The 16423-nt window shown below is 45.6% G+C and carries 12 protein-coding genes; 8 read left to right on the top strand and 4 right to left on the bottom strand.

Annotation, left to right across the window (positions count from 1 at the left end):
* Positions 1-109 precede the first annotated feature (109 nt).
* The 3 genes from PHE24_03805 to PHE24_03795 form a co-directional block, all read right to left on the bottom strand.
* The gene (locus tag PHE24_03805; GenBank protein ID MDD4902239.1) at positions 110-241 is read right to left on the bottom strand and encodes a hypothetical protein; all 132 of its coding nucleotides are present in this window, start codon (positions 239-241) and stop codon (positions 110-112) included.
* Between the two features lie 62 nt (positions 242-303).
* The gene (locus tag PHE24_03800; protein MDD4902238.1) at positions 304-762 is read right to left on the bottom strand and encodes a hypothetical protein; all 459 of its coding nucleotides are present in this window, start codon (positions 760-762) and stop codon (positions 304-306) included.
* A 154-nt stretch (positions 763-916) separates the two neighbouring features.
* Positions 917-1483 carry a hypothetical protein gene (locus PHE24_03795; protein ID MDD4902237.1) on the bottom strand — a complete coding sequence of 189 codons (567 nt, stop codon included), beginning with the start codon at positions 1481-1483 and terminating at the stop codon, positions 917-919.
* Between the two features lie 480 nt (positions 1484-1963).
* Between PHE24_03795 and PHE24_03790 the strand changes: the two genes are divergently transcribed.
* Positions 1964-2245, top strand: coding sequence for an HU family DNA-binding protein (locus PHE24_03790; protein ID MDD4902236.1), 282 nt, complete (start codon positions 1964-1966; stop codon positions 2243-2245).
* Positions 2246-2415: 170 nt separating this feature from the next.
* On the opposite strand, the gene PHE24_03785 is transcribed toward PHE24_03790, so the two are convergent.
* Positions 2416-2661, bottom strand: a complete 246-nt coding sequence (locus PHE24_03785; protein MDD4902235.1) for a hypothetical protein — start codon at positions 2659-2661, stop codon at positions 2416-2418.
* 774 nt (positions 2662-3435) lie between these two features.
* Here PHE24_03785 and PHE24_03780 point away from each other — a divergent pair.
* From PHE24_03780 to PHE24_03750, 7 genes are all read left to right on the top strand, one after another.
* Entirely contained in the window at positions 3436-4002 is a 567-nt protein-coding gene (locus PHE24_03780) for an RNA polymerase sigma factor (protein ID MDD4902234.1), read from the top strand.
* Positions 4003-4134: 132 nt separating this feature from the next.
* Positions 4135-5160, top strand: coding sequence for a DUF5667 domain-containing protein (locus tag PHE24_03775; protein MDD4902233.1), 1026 nt, complete (start codon positions 4135-4137; stop codon positions 5158-5160).
* Positions 5161-5348: 188 nt separating this feature from the next.
* Positions 5349-6182 carry a class I SAM-dependent methyltransferase gene (locus PHE24_03770; protein MDD4902232.1) on the top strand — a complete coding sequence of 278 codons (834 nt, stop codon included), beginning with the start codon at positions 5349-5351 and terminating at the stop codon, positions 6180-6182.
* Between the two features lie 500 nt (positions 6183-6682).
* Entirely contained in the window at positions 6683-10417 is a 3735-nt protein-coding gene (locus PHE24_03765; protein MDD4902231.1) for a hypothetical protein, read from the top strand.
* A gap of 291 nt (positions 10418-10708) precedes the next feature.
* A complete protein-coding gene (locus PHE24_03760) occupies positions 10709-13135 on the top strand; it encodes an O-antigen ligase family protein (GenBank protein ID MDD4902230.1) in 2427 nt (808 codons plus the stop codon).
* 200 nt (positions 13136-13335) lie between these two features.
* Positions 13336-14130: a hypothetical protein gene (locus PHE24_03755; protein ID MDD4902229.1), complete on the top strand. Its 795-nt coding sequence runs from the start codon at positions 13336-13338 to the stop codon at positions 14128-14130.
* A 214-nt stretch (positions 14131-14344) separates the two neighbouring features.
* Positions 14345-16423, top strand: a 2079-nt coding sequence (locus PHE24_03750; protein MDD4902228.1) for a hypothetical protein, incomplete at its 3' end; no start/stop codon positions are given.

The raw sequence follows: 16423 nt of genomic DNA, 5'->3' as shown, positions 1-16423 counted from the left end.
AATTATCAGCCCGCTGGTTTGGAAAACAGCGGGCTTTATTTTTGAAAAAATAAAAAAATCCCGCTTCGAAGTGAAGCGGGGATAAGTGTTTTTGCCGAAGTTGGCGGGATTAGCGAAACTGGCGAACCCTTTTTTGAATCTTCACCGCCTCGCGATTGCGGTGAGCCTTTTTTATTTTGGGAAGGAAGATCCAGACAATGATGAAAATTACGACAACGGAAGCGGCAACTCTTTTCTTCATGGCGACCCTTTCTCGTTTGAATAAAAAAGGTAATGAAATTGTCATGAATAACACGATTGAAATCAGTATTTTGCCGGCGGTATCGGGGTATTGGTTGTGTCTTCCCTTAAAACGGTGGGGCCGGTTTGAACTTTGCTCCATTTTCCGTAGATGTCTTTATTGATGTAGGTTTGGACGACTACGGTTCTGGTCGCGTCAAACCGCGCGGCTCGGCATCCCTGATTGTAAGCGGCGCTATCCTGGGGATTGTTTTTATCAAGGGGGCGGATCGCCTGCTTGACGTTTCTTACCTGAATTCGAACAACTATGGTATCGAACTTTTCCGATAAGACCCGTCCGGAAGTGTCAATGATGACCCAGACCGGGGCGGGTGCGGGAGCGGGCAAAGACACCGCGGCAGTGTCTTTGGTCTGATTTTTCTGGTCGCCGATGCCCATATTGAAATGACGTTGTGCCAGTGCCGGAACCACGAAAATGACCACGGCTGCCAACAACGAAAGCCTGAGCAGTTTGTTGCTCATAACTCCTCCTCTGGAAAAGGTGAAAGAAAAAATTGTGAATATGCGAACGTTTTGCTCACTTTACCATATTATATAAAAAATGTCAATGGTGGAAATTAAAAAATCGTGATTTCCGAAAAAATCACGATTTTTGGTATTTTTTGCCGATATTTTTTTAATTTTTCGGCAAAGTGTTCACTGGCGCGCCAATGTAGATTTGGCTCATTTGCGGTTTGCCGCCCGAATTTTTTGTTTTGATTTTTAAAATCGGTTGTCCGGCGACGTTGCCAATGGAAATAATCCGCACCTGCCCTTCTTTTACGGTGACTATGTTTTGCGTGGCTATCAACCCGTAGTCCGTGGCCGCGATCAGCTGCTTAGTGTCGACTGATTTGGTTGTCGTCTGACGTTGATGCTTGATAGTTATTGTTACTACGTCGTAATCCACTGAATCCCCGGATTTAATGTTTTTTAGGGACTCAAGAATGGAATCGACAATGGCATCGTCGGTGATCGATTTTTTCGCCGGTGCCGTGGCAACTTTGGCCGATTGCTCGGTCCCAGTTGTGGCGGGCGCGGGGATAGCAGCCGCGGGCGCGGGCTGTTGTTCGGTGGCCTGCGCGATTTCCGGCCTGGCAGATGCCGGTGATTGAGGAGCGGCGCTCTGGCCGGAAACAAACGCGGTGGCGGCAATGACTGTTACGAAAACGACAGAAGCCAGACGGACGAATCGTGAAAACATAGAACCTCCCTTTATGGGTTGAGGGTTGTGGAAAAGTCAATGAATTCGAAAAAAAATTGTGCAAAGAGCAACAATTCATTTAATCATCAATACTAAGTAAAGTCAATAGAAAATTAAGATCAATGGATTTTTTTCTTTAATAATAGCAATATTTAAATATTAGAAAAAACACGTTTTCTGCCGTTCATTGACAAAAAAAATAAAAGATTAAGATAACCCTTGATTTTATTGTATTTATTTAATAAGGGGTGTATAATATCAATCATAAAGCCCTTTTATAATTTTAATAACTTCTTGATTTTGTCAGTTAAATTATATTTTATCAATCTTTCCAGCCGAATATCGGACGGAATCCCAAATATTCGAATGGAAAAAATTAAAAATATAATTAACACAAATCAATCAGTTATCTTAATTAATTAAAATAAATCTTATTTATCGGGGGTAAATGGGGCAACCCGATGAATATGACCAACTATTATGGCGAAAATGACCAAGGCGCAGATCATGTCTGCGTTAGCCGAGAAAACCGGCTTGAAGAAGAGCGAAGTTGTGGGCATGATGGATGCGGTGGTGGAAATGGCCTACAAAGAAGTTAAGACGAACGGCGAATTCGTTCTTCCCGGTTTCGGCAAGATGGTGAAGGTTAATCGCAAAGAGAGAATGGGCCGCAATCCTGCTACGGGTGAATCGATCAAGATCCCGGCCAAAACTGTGGTTAAATTCCGCTTGGCCAAGGCTGCCAAGGAAGCCGTGATGTAATTAAGATTCTAGTTCTCAATAAAAATATCCCGCCGTAGCGCGGGGTATTTTTTTATTCAATCCTTTTTAAAATATTATCGGCATTTAGTTGATTAAGGCGCTTAGTTGTAGCAAAAATAAAGTTCATTATTTTTTTATCACTTCAACTAATTAACCAATTAACTAATCAACTAATTTCTCCATTTCTCCACGTACTGCCCGATGCCCGATTCTATTAATTTGTTCCAAAGTTTTTTTCTGGAAAAAAAATATACCAGCGTTGAGCGCAGATCAACCTGATAACGGCCTTCAACGATTCGAAATTTAAGGTGCCCCGATCTTAAGGCTCGCTTGATGGTGCGTTTTTGCACTCCGCCCAGCTTGGCGGTTTCCGCCATTGTCAGCCAGATCGGGTTGGCCGCCTTTAGTGAAAACAACCCTGTGTTTTTATTAAGGCGCTTGTTTTTTATTGTCCGCCCGGCCTTAGCTCTTGCGGATTTAACTTTATTTTTTACCGCGCGAGTTTGAGATTTGATTTTATTTCTTGATTCCGAAATTGAGTTATCCACAGGGTCATTTTCAAGATTAAAATCCTCGTCCTTTGTTTTGGTATTGAGCTGGTTTTCGCCAGGCTTGATCTCACGTTTTAGTATTTGATAAAAATCAGACATAGGTATGAAATAAAGGATATTTTTGACTGGAAATGAAAAATATATGACTTTAGTCCACTATATAGTGGACTAAAGTATACTAATCAGGCTTAAATTAAACTAATATTTGATTTAAGTCTACGATAAAGTGGACTAAAAATCATACATTTTGCTATTTTGAGGTAATTATCGGGAAAATATATTTACAAAAATCTATTTTTATGACTTTTTGTCCACGATATTATGTACTAAAGTCATTTTGTGAAATAAATTATATATCTATTGCAAAAAAAATACAAGTATTTTTTCAGGCAAGCCGCATTTTATATTTGATCTAATTATCAATCAGTTGAAATTGATTTTTTATTTAACAGTTTATTCGTGCCAATATTTTTTTATCGGTCAGGAGCGGATTTCTCTATTGATTTTTAATCATTTTTTGTGTTATGCTCATAATAAATTTATCAACAATTAAAAGGTGCGGTAAGCACTTGATTTTTTGTTTAGCAGATTAATTTTTTTACTTTTGTCAACCGCGAGATTGGCGGTAATCTGACGCAAATGAATAAGAACCGACAGGACAAAAAATTGTTTTTTCGAGTCAAGAAAAAAGATAAAAATGCTTTTATCGAGGCTTATGATTTGTACGCGGACGATATTTATCGTTTTGCTTATTTTAAAATTAGCAATGCCGAAGAAGCCAAGGATTTGACCTCGGCGGTTTTTCTTAAGGTTTGGAATTACGCCCAAAGCCAGGGGTTGGATGAAAGCAAGTCTTTACGGGCTTTTATCTATAAAACAGCCAGAAATTTGATCATTGATCATTATCGGCAATTGCGGGAAACCGAGGCCAGGCTGGATGTCTTTGAAAACGGCGTGATAGGAATGCTTTCTGACGAAAAGCAAAATTTGGAGCAGCAGGCGGAAGTTTTATCCGATATGGGCTTGGTCAAAGCCGGCTTGGCTAAACTTAAAGAGGAATATCGGGAAATGATCTTAATGCGCTTTGTGGATGAGTTATCCTTTGCCGAAATAGCCGAAGTAACCGGCAAGACAACCGGTTCGGTGCGCGTGCAGACTTTTCGCGCCCTGCAGGCTTTGAAAGATCTGCTGGAAGAGAAAAAATGATCATCACAATGATTGGTTTTTCCGGTTTTGTCAACTGTAACGTTTTACCCGGTTTTACGTATTATTAGGTATAAAGAGTACAACGTAATTTGCCCAATTAAAACTTCAAAAAAGTTTGTCCCCATCATTCTTATGACCGATCATGAGTTAATTAAAAAGTTGAGCATTTTAAAAGAAACAAGACCCGAGTCTTCCTGGAAACAGGAGGCCCGGGATGTTTTGTTGGCGCAAATTTCCAATTCCGTCGGCAAGGAAATTAAAGTTAATCTTTTCGAAGTGATGGCCTATGATTTGAAAAATATTTTTTCTTTTTTGCCGGCCACCGCTTGGGCCGTTATTGGTTTAGTGATAATTTTGACCGGCGGCAGCCTGGGCGCGCTGGCGGCCCAAAATTCCAAGCCGGGAGACAATTTATATATTGTCAAAGTTTGGAAAGAAAATATCCAGTTGCTGATGACTTTCGATCAGGAGGATAAAGCGAAACTCGATATGAAGCTGGCGAACATCCATGCCAGGGAGATCACAGAAATATTATCCAATCCGAATTTTAATGCCGCGGGAAATCAAAAGAAAGCGGAGCAACTGGCGCAAAATTTCAAACAGGAAATTAATACGGTGAAAGAAAGATATTCGGAAATCAGCGAGATGCAGCAAAAAAATTCCGCCCTTCCCGCTTCCGGAGCGGCGGCCAATAACGCTAACGGCAATTTGGCCGGGAATAACGATGATGCCAAGGTTGGCATCGGCGGCATGCAAAAGGATGCTGAAGGCAAAGTTTATGGCGTGGAATCGGGCAAGGATAACAAAGGATTGCAGCTTTACGATCCCAATGCCGTTTTAAAAAATACCGCTTATGATGGAGTAGTTACCTCTTCTTTACTGGTGCCGCAAACCGTTTCCTCGAACAGTGTTTCCAGTCTGGCAACTTCCACCGCGGCTTCTTCCACGACTACCCCGGCTGATATTAATACCACCTTGGATAAGGCGACTCAGTCTTTTGAGACGAAAGATTTTTCCGGAGCCAAGGATATGCTGGATCAAGTGGGAAAAATTATTGAAAAAATCGATTTTGGAATAGTTAAAGGCGTTAGCGAACCGGGAGCTTCCACCAGCGTCGGCAATTCGGCCGGAGCTGTCGGCAGCTCGAGCGGAAAATAACACATAACACATAACACATAACACATAACACATAACACATAACACATAACACATAACACATAACACATAACACATAACACATAACAATTATCCTTATTGGCTAAATTTTTAAAACAACATTTGATTCAAGAGAAAAGGTGATTATTTTAAAAATATTTTTATTTTCGCCATGTTACGTGTTACGTGATATGTGTTACGTGAGTATGGTTTTTGAGGAAAGATTAATCATCAATAAAGAGAATCGTTCGAATATTATTTACGACGAGCATCTGGTTCGTTATCAATTAGCGGCGCAAATCGCGGCCGGTAAAAATATTCTGGATATTGCTTGCGGATCAGGTTATGGTTCGAAAATTTTAGCCGAAGCCGGAGCGCAAAAAGTTACGGCGGTTGATAAAAGTCCGGAAGCGATCGCGGCAGCCAGGGAAAAATATTCTGCCGGCAATATTGTTTTTATGGTCGGCGACGCGGAGGAAACCCACCCCCTCGCAACCACCCCCAAACCCCTCCTTGGAAAGGAGGGGGGATCTCCTTCGGAAGGAGGGGAGACCGATCTGGCCGACAAGTCGTTCAATCTGGTTGTTTCCTTCGAAACTATCGAACATTTAACCAATGCGGAAAAATATTTGGCCGGGATCGCCCGAGTTTTGGATGAGGAAGGAATTTTTTTGGTTTCCACGCCTAATCGCGAAGTGTTCGGCCAAAAAAATCCTTACCACCTTCGCGAATTCACCCGCGGCGAATTCGAGGAAATATTAAAAAAGTATTTTAAAAATATATATATCCTGGAACAGACGAACGGAATTGCCAGCCTGATCAGGGCCGGAGGCAGGGGAGAGGTTTATTTTTCCGGGCAGAGCAAACCGCTTTATTTCATCGCCGTCTGCAGTAATAATGATTTAAAACTTTCAGACTTATTCAAAGAAAGTGTTGTTTCCGTCAATCCGGCCGCCCTGGATAAACTGCGCAATAATCCGGTGATGAAATTTATTGATAAGATATATTCCATCTTTATAAAATAGAAAATTGCATTTAGACGGAGCCATTAATTCCGAACAAGTTCGGACTTAATGGGTCTGGTCTAAACAGACTAGGGAATTCCCTAAAGGTCGAATCTTATCTTTTGTCAGGGATCGGAACGCAGAATATCGCGTTCCGACGACTGGTCTAAACGAGGATAAGACGGATTCCTTCTTACAAAAATTATTTAATTTTGCTTATGAACAAGTAGGGGAGACAAGAACGCGAAATATCGCGTTCCTCGGCCGGAGCAAATCAGCTAAATTTTGCTCTGCCTTGCAAGCGGCTTCTTTTCTAGAAGAAGCCTGGAAGCGGCTTAGCGGCTGTTTCCATAAAGTCAAATACATTGTCTTTCCTGTCGGGTAGGGTATGGGATTCCAATTGATTTGCAATGGAACCGTCATCCTTGAAAGTTCAAAAGCAATTCTGCTTTACTTGAATTGTTTGCGCATGTAAATGTGTAAACATTCAGATAAGGCTTCCGAAAGTACTTAATATGAGTATGTTAAGAAAAATTCTTATCGGCAGCGTCATGTTTATGACCGTCTTGTCGATGTCAGTTGTTGTCGCCCCGCAAGGAGCGAGCGCGGCTGCCTCGGCCGGCGATCTGATCAAGATTAACGGTCTTTCTTCCGTGTATTATCTTGGCGCCAACGGTAAGAGATATGTTTTCCCGAATCAGTCGACTTATTTTTCCTGGTACAAGGACTTCTCCGGCGTGATAACCATTCCTGCTTCTGAAATGGAAGGTTATCCTTTAGCCGCGAACGTCGTCGTTAGACCGGGTACTAAATTAATCAAATCTCCGAGCATCAATACCGTTTACGCGGTTGAACCGAACGGCGTTTTAAGATCGATCGTTAGCGAAGCTAACGCCATCAGTCTTTGGGGCGCCAATTGGGCCAAGATGGTTATCGATGTTCCCGATTCTTTCTTTGTCAACTACACGGTTGGCACTCCGTTAGCTGTCGGCGCGTATCCGATTGGCCAGCTGATCAAGACTGCCGGTTCTCCGGACGTCATGCTCTTGGCTGCCGATGGTACGGCCAGAAAGTTCGCCTCACAGGCGGCTTTTGATGCCAATAGCTATAACTTCGACTACGTGGCGACTGTTCCGACCGCTTATGTCATGCCCTCTACCGGGGCTGTCGTAAATGGTATTGAGAGCGGTTTGAACACTGTGTCGCAGAGCGGCGTGGTTCCGGGTCCGGTTGCCGGCGGCAGTGCCGTTTCGGTTGCGTTAGCTTCCGATTCTCCGGCTGCTGCTTCCGTGGCTAAAAATTCCTCGGTTCCGATGTTGAAATTTAATTTGACCGCTTCCAATGATGGCGCGGCTCTTATTAACGGTATCACTTTGACTGCCGACGGTTTGGGCGCTGTTTCCGCCATAACGAATGTTGTTCTTTTCGCGAACGGCACCAGAATCGGCAATGTTAAGAATACTGTCGACTCCAACCGCGAGGCGATCTTCAATCTGGCCACTCCGTTATCGATTCCGGCCGGCCAGACTGTCGCGATCACCGTGAAAGCCAAAATCACCGATACCAATCAGCATAACTTAAGCGTTTTGCAGGCGGCTGACATCAGCGCTTCCGGCGCCACTGTTTCGGGTTCTTTCCCGATCGCTGGCAATACGATGAGCGGTGTCGATGTTACTGTTGGCGCTTTAACCCTTTCTCAGGACGGCAATCCGTCTGATGTGAATTTGGGCGATGTTAACGCGGTCATTGGTAAATTCAAATTCGCCAATGATAACGTGGAAGAAATCACTTTGAATTCCATTACGGTCCAGAGATCGGATGGCACTTCCGTCAATTCTGATTTTGCCAATCTGGCTTTATATCTGAATGGCGTGAAAATCGCCAGCTCCGCGGGCTTTTCTGGAAAATCCAATGGTTATGCCACTTTCGTTTTGACCTCTCCGTTGGTGATCAAGAAGAACCAGACCGTCAAATTCGAAGTGCATGCTGACATAGTTGACGGCCGCGCCGCTGATACGACTGTCATTTCCGTTGATTCCACTTCTGATATCGACGCGGTGGGCAGTGTTTACGGCCAATCGGCCACGATTACCGCCTCCGTGAATTCGTTCTATCAGAGCACCTATGCGGCTGGCACCAGAGGCTTTGTTATCAATGCCGGCACGATCGCTTTAGGCGTGGCTCAAGCTCCGAGCGACAAGGTTAAATCAAATTCCACGGGCGTGGTGTTTGGTGTTCTCAAGATCACTTCGAATAGCAGCGCTAACGCTACTTTCGACACCTTGAAAGTCACCATTACCGGCACTAACGATGGTAATATCGGCAGTGTCGCCTTCCGCAGCATTGAAAACGTCAAGCTGGTTGAAGAGTCCACTGGCCAGGGATTTGACCTGGAGTATGCTTCCGGCGCCGCTTACGCCAAGGTTTATGGCGCGATCAACAATATCGGCAAGACTTTAACTACCGGCCAGACTTATACCTTTGATCTCGTGGCTGACGTGAAAGCGTCCTCCACCAATCAGAGCTATGTCTTCGCCATAGCTAACGCGACAACCGATTTGATCGTCCATGACCAGAACAACACCGCGATCACCGACATTACTCCGAACTCCGTCACCTATAATTCGGTGACCGTGCAGGCTCCGGCTGTGACCTTCTCAATCAATCCGTTGTCGACTCCGTTCAGCAAGGTTGTTGGTACGACCAATGTTTTGGCCGTTTACTTCAACATGAAGGCCAACCAGACTTCGGACTTGAAAGTTACTGATCTGCAGTTCACGGGCAGCACGACCTTATTTACCACCACCTTGGCTGCTTCGCACGCGATTTCCCAATTCCGCCTCTATCAATGCCCGGGCGGCGTGCCTGGCACCACCCCGATAAAATCAGTTTCGACGGTTGCGACTAACGTTATCGATTTCAACAACTTGTCGTTGAGCATCCCGGCCAACCAGACAGTACAGTACTGCGTGACCGAGGATATCAACAGCGACAACACTTTGAGCGGCAAGGGCGTCTATTTGGGCGTTTCCGCTTATTCTATCGGTGATGTTGACAATAATAGCGTTTACGATGCGACCAACGATAGCAATCTCGATGGCACCATGGATTCAGTGATGAATTCCGCCAGAAAGGTTGCCTTCTTGAGTTCTGGTTCGCTGTTCGTCGCGATTGACAACACCGACACCAACACCTCGAGAGACACCATCCAGGTTGATGGCGCCGCTTCGACCGGTTATTTGGCCGCGATCAAATTGAGAGCGACCAATGAAGCCGTGAAGATCCAGGACCTCACTGTTGGCGTCCTTGATCCGACCACCACCATTGGCAACACTAATGCCAACAAGATGTTCGCCAGCTTGTCGATTACCGATTCTTCCGGCCTGGTTTTGGCCTCGGTAAACGACGTTTTGGCTTCAACCACCTTCACCGGCTTCAACCATGTTGTGCCGGTCGGTACGGAAACTCTGTACTTGAAGGGCGTCTTGAATCCGATCGGTCAGGATCAGATTAACGTCTCGCATGCTTCCTCCTCCTTCGTTATTTCTGATTTGACCAACTCCAAGGGAGTTTCTTCCAACGTAACTTTGACTGAAGCGACGACCACGACCAGCGGCACTTGCGCGTCAAGCAAGGTCTGCTACGCGGTTTCGACTGCGGCGCAAAAGAATATGCGCACTGATCAGTCCAAAGTCATTGACAGCGTTGCGTCGAGAATCTCCTCGGTTGACTTGGTTGCTTCCGCGCCTGGTTGCGCTTTGGCGACTTCCTTGAGCGGCGGTCCTAACACCCTTGCTATTCTCAAGGTTACGACCGATGCCAATAGCAATACTTTGTCCACTGGCGATCCGGTTAAGACCATTCTTAGCTCGATCCGCGTGAACGTTCTCAAGAACGCCACCACCACTTTCGATTTCTGGACTATCGAAAAGTGCAGCGGCACCACCGGCAGCACCACCTATGCCACCACTCTCGTCACCACGGCCAATGGTCCGGTTGTCTTCCCGCTTATGTCTCATCTTGGCGTTGACGCCCAGATCGTGAAGCAGGACACCAGCTATTACGCCATTAAGGGTGATGTCTCCGCTATGGAATCGGGTACGGGCAATGACTGGGTCGAGGTTGACCTCGATACTTTGGATGGCGCCGCAACAACCGGCAACATCGGCTGGCAGGATTCGTCCGAAGCCTCGCCGTTGTACAAGCTGTTGCTGTCGATCACCAAGGTCACCGGTGTTAAGATTCTGGAACCGTAATCCAAATCAAATTGGATTAGAGTTGAGTGAGAAACTTTAAACCTCACGGGGAGCCATGTCCGCAAGGATGTGGCTCCTTTAGTTTTTAGAAAACCGGCTTTTTTTCGATTGAGCTTTTATAGTTGATTGGTTAATTAGTTAATTAGTTTTTAAGTAAAATATTTCAGCGAACTAATTAGCATTACAACTAATTAACTAATCAACTAATTAACTAAGTCCCGTTTTGACTTTGCCGGGAAAATACGTTAGAATGCTTTTATATTCATTAATAATTTATAATCGTCTAACGCTATGTCTCAAAAAGTCTATCTCTGGATCCTGAAAACCGGAGTGATCCTTTCCTTCCTCTGCGTTTTTTTTGTTTTTAAAAATCTGCTTTTTCCTTACATCACCTCCAAGCAGATCCCTTTTAATATCTTGATCGAGGTGCTGCTGGTTTTCTGGCTGGCTTTTATCATCAAATATCCGCAATGGAGCCCGTTTAAAAATTGGCAACGCAGCTGGCCCTTTAGCGCCTTTAAGCCAAAACCTGTACAGCCTGAACTTGCCGCCTCCGGTGAAACAGCGCCAAAACTCCGCCCGCCCAAGAAAGGCGTCCCGATCGTTGCGGAGCCGGAGCCGATCCTGCTTCCGCAAAATCTGATCACTTTAAGCACCTTGGCTTTTTTTGTCATTATTCTCATCTCCTGTTTTACCGGCGTTGATTTTCACATGAGTTTCTGGAGCAATGCCGAAAGGATGCTCGGCGTTTATCACATTCTTCATTTTTTCGCGCTCTATCTGATCGCCATTACTGTTTTTCGCGATTGGCTGGATTGGCAAATCGTTTTCACCGCTTTGCTGGTCTTCGCGGTTGGAGTGGCAATCGGCAGTTTTAACGGCTCGGTTTACAGCACGCTCGGCAACAGCCTTTATGCCGCCGTCTTTATGATCTTCGCTTTCTACTTCATCTTGCTGTTGTTTTTTCATAAAGAGGGGAATGACGGCAAGAAGAGCTATTCTTCCTGGAAATGGTTTTATTTTTTAGCCATCCCTTTCCTTTATATCCAATTTTATAAAGTCAACAAGGCCGGCGATACGATCGGTTTATTGATGGGCGCGGCCGCCTTTATTCTTCTCTTCGGCGCTATCAATAAGCGGCGCGTCATCCGCGTCGCCAGCTGGGTTTTGACTTTATCCGTCGTCGGCATTATCGCTTTCGCTTTTGTTTATCATACCAATCCGATCATTACCCATAACCGATTTTTAAGTAAATTCAATACTGACCGCGCCACTTTCCAAACTCGTCTTCTTTCCTGGGAAGCGGGCGCCAAGGATTTTCACAATCACTGGCTCCTGGGCACGGGCTTTGGCAATTACGCCATTACTTTCGATCGTTATTTTCAGGCCAAATTCTATAACTATGCCAAAACGGAAACTTATTTCGATCGCGCCCACAACAATATCGTCGATCTTACTTCCACCACCGGTATTTTGGGCATCCTGGCCTATTTGTCCATTTTCGCGGCGGTAGGAATTTATTTGGTCCGCGCGCTCCGCCGCGGCCGGATCAAGCCGGTTGAATTTTGTCTGATCGCTTCGCTGTTGGTCGCTTATTTCGTGCAAAATTTGGATGTTTTCGATTCCTTCGTCACTTATATGTGCCTGTTGATCGTCTTAGGCTATATCCATTGGCTCTCGAACACTGGGCAAGACCGCGGCAACACCAGGGCGCTGCTCGCTACCGGCGGTCCGGCTGGTTTTGTTGACCGGGAAATTTTCGTTTTGATCGGCGCCGGTTTGATCGCCGCCTTCCTTATTTATAATTTTGCCGTCATGCCGCTGCGGACCTTTGCCGGAGTGATTCAGGGGCAAATGAATTTTAGCCAGGGCGATATCGCCACCGGCGTCCAACTTTACCGGAAGGCCCTGGCCAATAATACGCCGATCGATAAAGATGGCCGCTCGATGTTTTTGCGCGCCGTGGCCGACTACGCCTGGAATATTTCCAAATTGCCCCAGGCGCAAGCCGTTGATATCATCGCCTTCGCCGTCGCGGAAGGAGAAAAAAATCTCGCTTATAATCCCCGGGACAGCTTGATGCAGATGGAACTGGCCCGGGTCAATGACGTCGGTTTTAAAGTGGTCAGCGATCCGGCCTTGCGCTCAGCTTATGCTAAAGCTGCGCTCGAGCACATTGATAAATCGATCGCCGCCAGCCCGGAGCGCGTTCCGGTTTATTTCATCAAAGCGCAAATGCTGATCGGCCAAAGCCAGACCGACGCCGGCATCAGCGCTTTGGAATATGCCAAGTCGATCAAGACTGATTTTTTCGATACTGATTGCCAATTAGCCCAGGCTTATCTGATCAAAGAAAACCAGCTGCGGCAAGCCAAGGCGGCCACTTCCACGATCAACGCCGCGGGCGACAAGGGCTGGTCGGCAATGGATATTTGCCTGGATCATAACGGCGCCGGCAATTTGGCGATTGCCGATGTGATCAAAATGTCGATCGATCATTATATCGACAGCCAAGACCTGGACAAAGTTATCCAGCTTTACGAACAATTGGTGCAATACGAAAGCAACGCCCAGTATTATGTGGCCCTAGCCAGGCTTTACCAGCAGAAAGGGGCGATCGATAAAGCTATCGCGGCCGCGCAACAGGCTGAGAAGATCGATCCGGCCTTGAAAGCCGACGCTGATGCTTATATCAAACAGCTGCAGAACCAGCAATAAATTTATTCCCCTCCACGGGAGGGGTGGCCGCCCCGGGCGGACGGGGTGGGTATATTCTTAGCATTTTTTTAAAAAACTTGCCGGATTTTCCGGCGAGTTTTTTTGTGGTATAATAAATTCGTACGCACCAGAGCCTAAAATTGAATTTGGTATTTTTTATTTCGTTGCGAAATACTAAATACCAAATACTAAATACCAATATGATTTGCCTATCTTGCAAACAACAAATTCCCGACGATTCCGAGCGCTGCCCCAATTGCGGCGCGGAAGTTTTTCCCAAAGATCAGCTGGTCAAAGAGATCGGTTTCCGGCGCTACCAGCGGTGGATTTTTTACTGCCTGTTCATTTTGGCTTTCGCCGGCGCCGTCGGCATTGTCATAAAAATTTACAGCATTAATACCAAGCTTTTGACCGCCATGGCCGACACGCAGTCGAGTTTGTCGCAGCGGCAGACGGATTTGGCCAAAGCGCAAGCCGATCTGGCCGGTTTGCAGAAGACCAGAGACGATCTGATCGCTCAAAATAAAAAAGTTTCCGACGATCTGACGGCGCAGATCGCGGCGGCGAAAAAAACGCTTGATGAAAAAACCGCTCTGCAAAGCAAGGTTGATCAAAATAAATCGCAATTGGATTTCTCCGATTCTTTATTGCGGAGCGCCGCCAAAATCGCCTCGCCCATCACGCCGGCCGATCTGGATAAAATTCCTTTGGCCGATATCGCTTACGGCGGCATCGATGCGGACGCCGACGGCTTGCCGGATAATTTGGAAGCGGCCCTGGGCACTTCGGCGACTTCCACCGATACTGACGCTGACGGGTATGCCGACCGCGCCGAAATTATCGCCGGCTTTGATCCTCTGGTTGCCGGCGGAAAATTACCGATTGATCTGAATTTTGCCGGTGCGCAAAAAGGAAAAATACTTCTCGATCCTTCGGGATATCTCTGGTATGTCGGCTCGGACGCGAAAAGATATTTTCTCGGCAAAACGGAATAAAAATTATAATTTATAATTCATATTAGAACAGAATAATCTCATAATTAAAACCCGATTACTAAACTGAATGATTGTATTTTCCGCCCAGTTGACAAGATAATTTCTCCGTTGTAGTTATGGATTATAGTTATTCCGCGAAAATCATTTGATAAGTTTATGCTAAAGTCGGCGATTTGGCGATAGATTTCCGAAGGACATTATTTTTCTATTAAATATGAATGTCGCGACAAAATTTAGAAGCAAATTGCTATCATGCAAGCTTATTTTTGTGTTTGTCGCTGCCATTGTTATAGGCGGTTTTTTTATTTTTACCAGTCCGGTTAATGCGGAGACTGATTGGCAAAACACTTTAGTTGCCACCGATAATTTTGACAGCGGTATCGGCTGCACAGTCGGGGCAAATCCGGCAATGAGCAATTGTGATGGTTGGTTTTGGAACTCTTCTTGCAATGTGCCTTTTGGTCAGATTAAAAATGATTTATCAGCCTCATCTCCTAATTCCCTTTATTTTAACGGTTGGGGCGGTAGCGGTTGCTTTCTTCGTCAGCCCTATGACACCCCCGTTTTTCCCGACAAAGGACATATCACCTGGCAAGTTTACCCTAAATACGTGGGCTCCACCTGGCATCAATCACTTTCAGTGGTGGAGGAATATGACCCTAGTTCTGTGTATCGGATAAATATTGATGGAAAAAACGTGGTAAGGCTTCAGGCCATTCGCGATAACGGGTTATATTATGACGTTAACCTGATCGTCGGCGCTTTGAACGATAGCTCTTGGAATACAATCAGTTTTTATTGGGATCGATCAGGTGAGGCGATACGCGCCGATTTGAACGGCCTAACCGGCTCTTGGCAAAATGTTCTATATCCTATGCCCGCCTTAAATTCTGTCAGGATACAGGATAGCGGTAATCAGTATTTGCAAGACCCGATTTTACATTTTGATGACATACAATATTTTCAGGATTCTCCGCCAGCGGTAATCATTTCCGGGCTTGGACAATTCGAATCTGACAGAACAACGCCGATCGCTGAAGGCGCGAGCACTACAGATAGCTCCATTACGATACGGGGAATGTTAAGCAGCCCTGTAAATTATCCGGTGCAATTGCAGGTTGAAGTTCAGCCATCAGGTATTCCATTCACCGGCAACCCAAATGCGACCAGCAGTTTTTTCGCTTCCGGACAAATTGTTCTGATAACCGTATCGAACCTGCCCAACGGCCGATATCATTGGCAGGCGCGAGGCGCTAATTTACAAGGCGTTGTTTCTGCCTGGAAGGCAATGAACAATCCTGCGGCCTCGCTTGACTTTACGATTGATTCGACGACTGGAGAAACATTTTTTTCTTCCGTTTTGGTTGCGACTGATAATTTTGACAGCGGTATCGGCTGCACAGTCGGGGCAAATCCGGCAATGAGCAATTGTGATGGTTGGTTTTGGAACTCTTCTTGCAATGTGCCTTTTGGTCAGATTAAAAATGATTTATCAGCCTCATCTCCTAATTCCCTTTATTTTAACGGTTGGGGCGGTAGCGGTTGCTTTCTTCGTCAGCCCTATGACACTCCGGTTTTTCCCGATCAAGGGCACATTACTTGGCAAGTTTATCCCAAATATACCGGCTCTACCTGGCATCAATCACTTTCAGTGGTGGAGGAATATGACCCTAGTTCTGTGTATCGGATAAATATTGATGGAAAAAACGTGGTAAGGCTTCAGGCCATTCGCGATAACGGGGCATATTATGACGTTAACTTGATAGTTGGAGTTTTGAATGATAGTTCCTGGAATACAATCAGCTTTTATTGGGATCGATCAGGCGGGGCGATACGCGCCGATCTAAACGGCCTAACCGGCTCTTGGCAAAATGTTCTATATCCTATGCCCGCCTTAAATTCTGTCAGGATACAGAATAGCGGTAATCAGTATTTGCAAGACCCCATTTTACATTTTGATGACATCCAATATTTTGAAGATTCAGCCTTGACAGTAAGCCTTTCCAATCTCGGTCAGTTTCAAGCTGATGGTATAACGGCTATTCCCGAAGGCGGCGACACTTTCGGCAACACGGTCGTTTTTCAGGGAACGCTTGGCACGATAGATAACCCGGAAAATAATCCGACCCGGTTGCAAGTTGAAGTCCAGCCCGTCGGCGCTCCTTTTACCGGTATTCCCACCGCAACCAGCATTTTTTCATCAACTTGGGGAGTTGTTTCCGTTTCAGTGTCAAATTTATCTAATGGGTCATATCACTGGCAGGCCAGAGCCGTGGATTCGCAAGGCAATGCC

This window comes from Patescibacteria group bacterium (assembly GCA_028707065.1).
GTDB lineage: Bacteria > Patescibacteriota > Patescibacteriia > Patescibacteriales > WJLG01 > JAQTUZ01.
This window is presented reverse-complemented; position numbering and strand designations above follow the sequence as displayed.

Bases quoted from the DNA above. Each gene is read 5' to 3' on its own strand.
- PHE24_03805 (MDD4902239.1), bottom strand. From the start codon at position 241: ATGAAGAAAAGAGTTGCCGCTTCCGTTGTCGTAATTTTCATCATTGTC.
- PHE24_03800 (MDD4902238.1), bottom strand. From the start codon at position 762: ATGAGCAACAAACTGCTCAGGCTTTCGTTGTTGGCAGCCGTGGTCATT.
- PHE24_03795 (MDD4902237.1), bottom strand. From the start codon at position 1,483: ATGTTTTCACGATTCGTCCGTCTGGCTTCTGTCGTTTTCGTAACAGTC.
- PHE24_03790 (MDD4902236.1), top strand. From the start codon at position 1,964: ATGGCGAAAATGACCAAGGCGCAGATCATGTCTGCGTTAGCCGAGAAA.
- PHE24_03780 (MDD4902234.1), top strand. From the start codon at position 3,436: ATGAATAAGAACCGACAGGACAAAAAATTGTTTTTTCGAGTCAAGAAA.
- PHE24_03775 (MDD4902233.1), top strand. From the start codon at position 4,135: ATGACCGATCATGAGTTAATTAAAAAGTTGAGCATTTTAAAAGAAACA.
- PHE24_03770 (MDD4902232.1), top strand. From the start codon at position 5,349: ATGTGTTACGTGAGTATGGTTTTTGAGGAAAGATTAATCATCAATAAA.
- PHE24_03765 (MDD4902231.1), top strand. From the start codon at position 6,683: ATGTTAAGAAAAATTCTTATCGGCAGCGTCATGTTTATGACCGTCTTG.
- PHE24_03760 (MDD4902230.1), top strand. From the start codon at position 10,709: ATGTCTCAAAAAGTCTATCTCTGGATCCTGAAAACCGGAGTGATCCTT.
- PHE24_03755 (MDD4902229.1), top strand. From the start codon at position 13,336: ATGATTTGCCTATCTTGCAAACAACAAATTCCCGACGATTCCGAGCGC.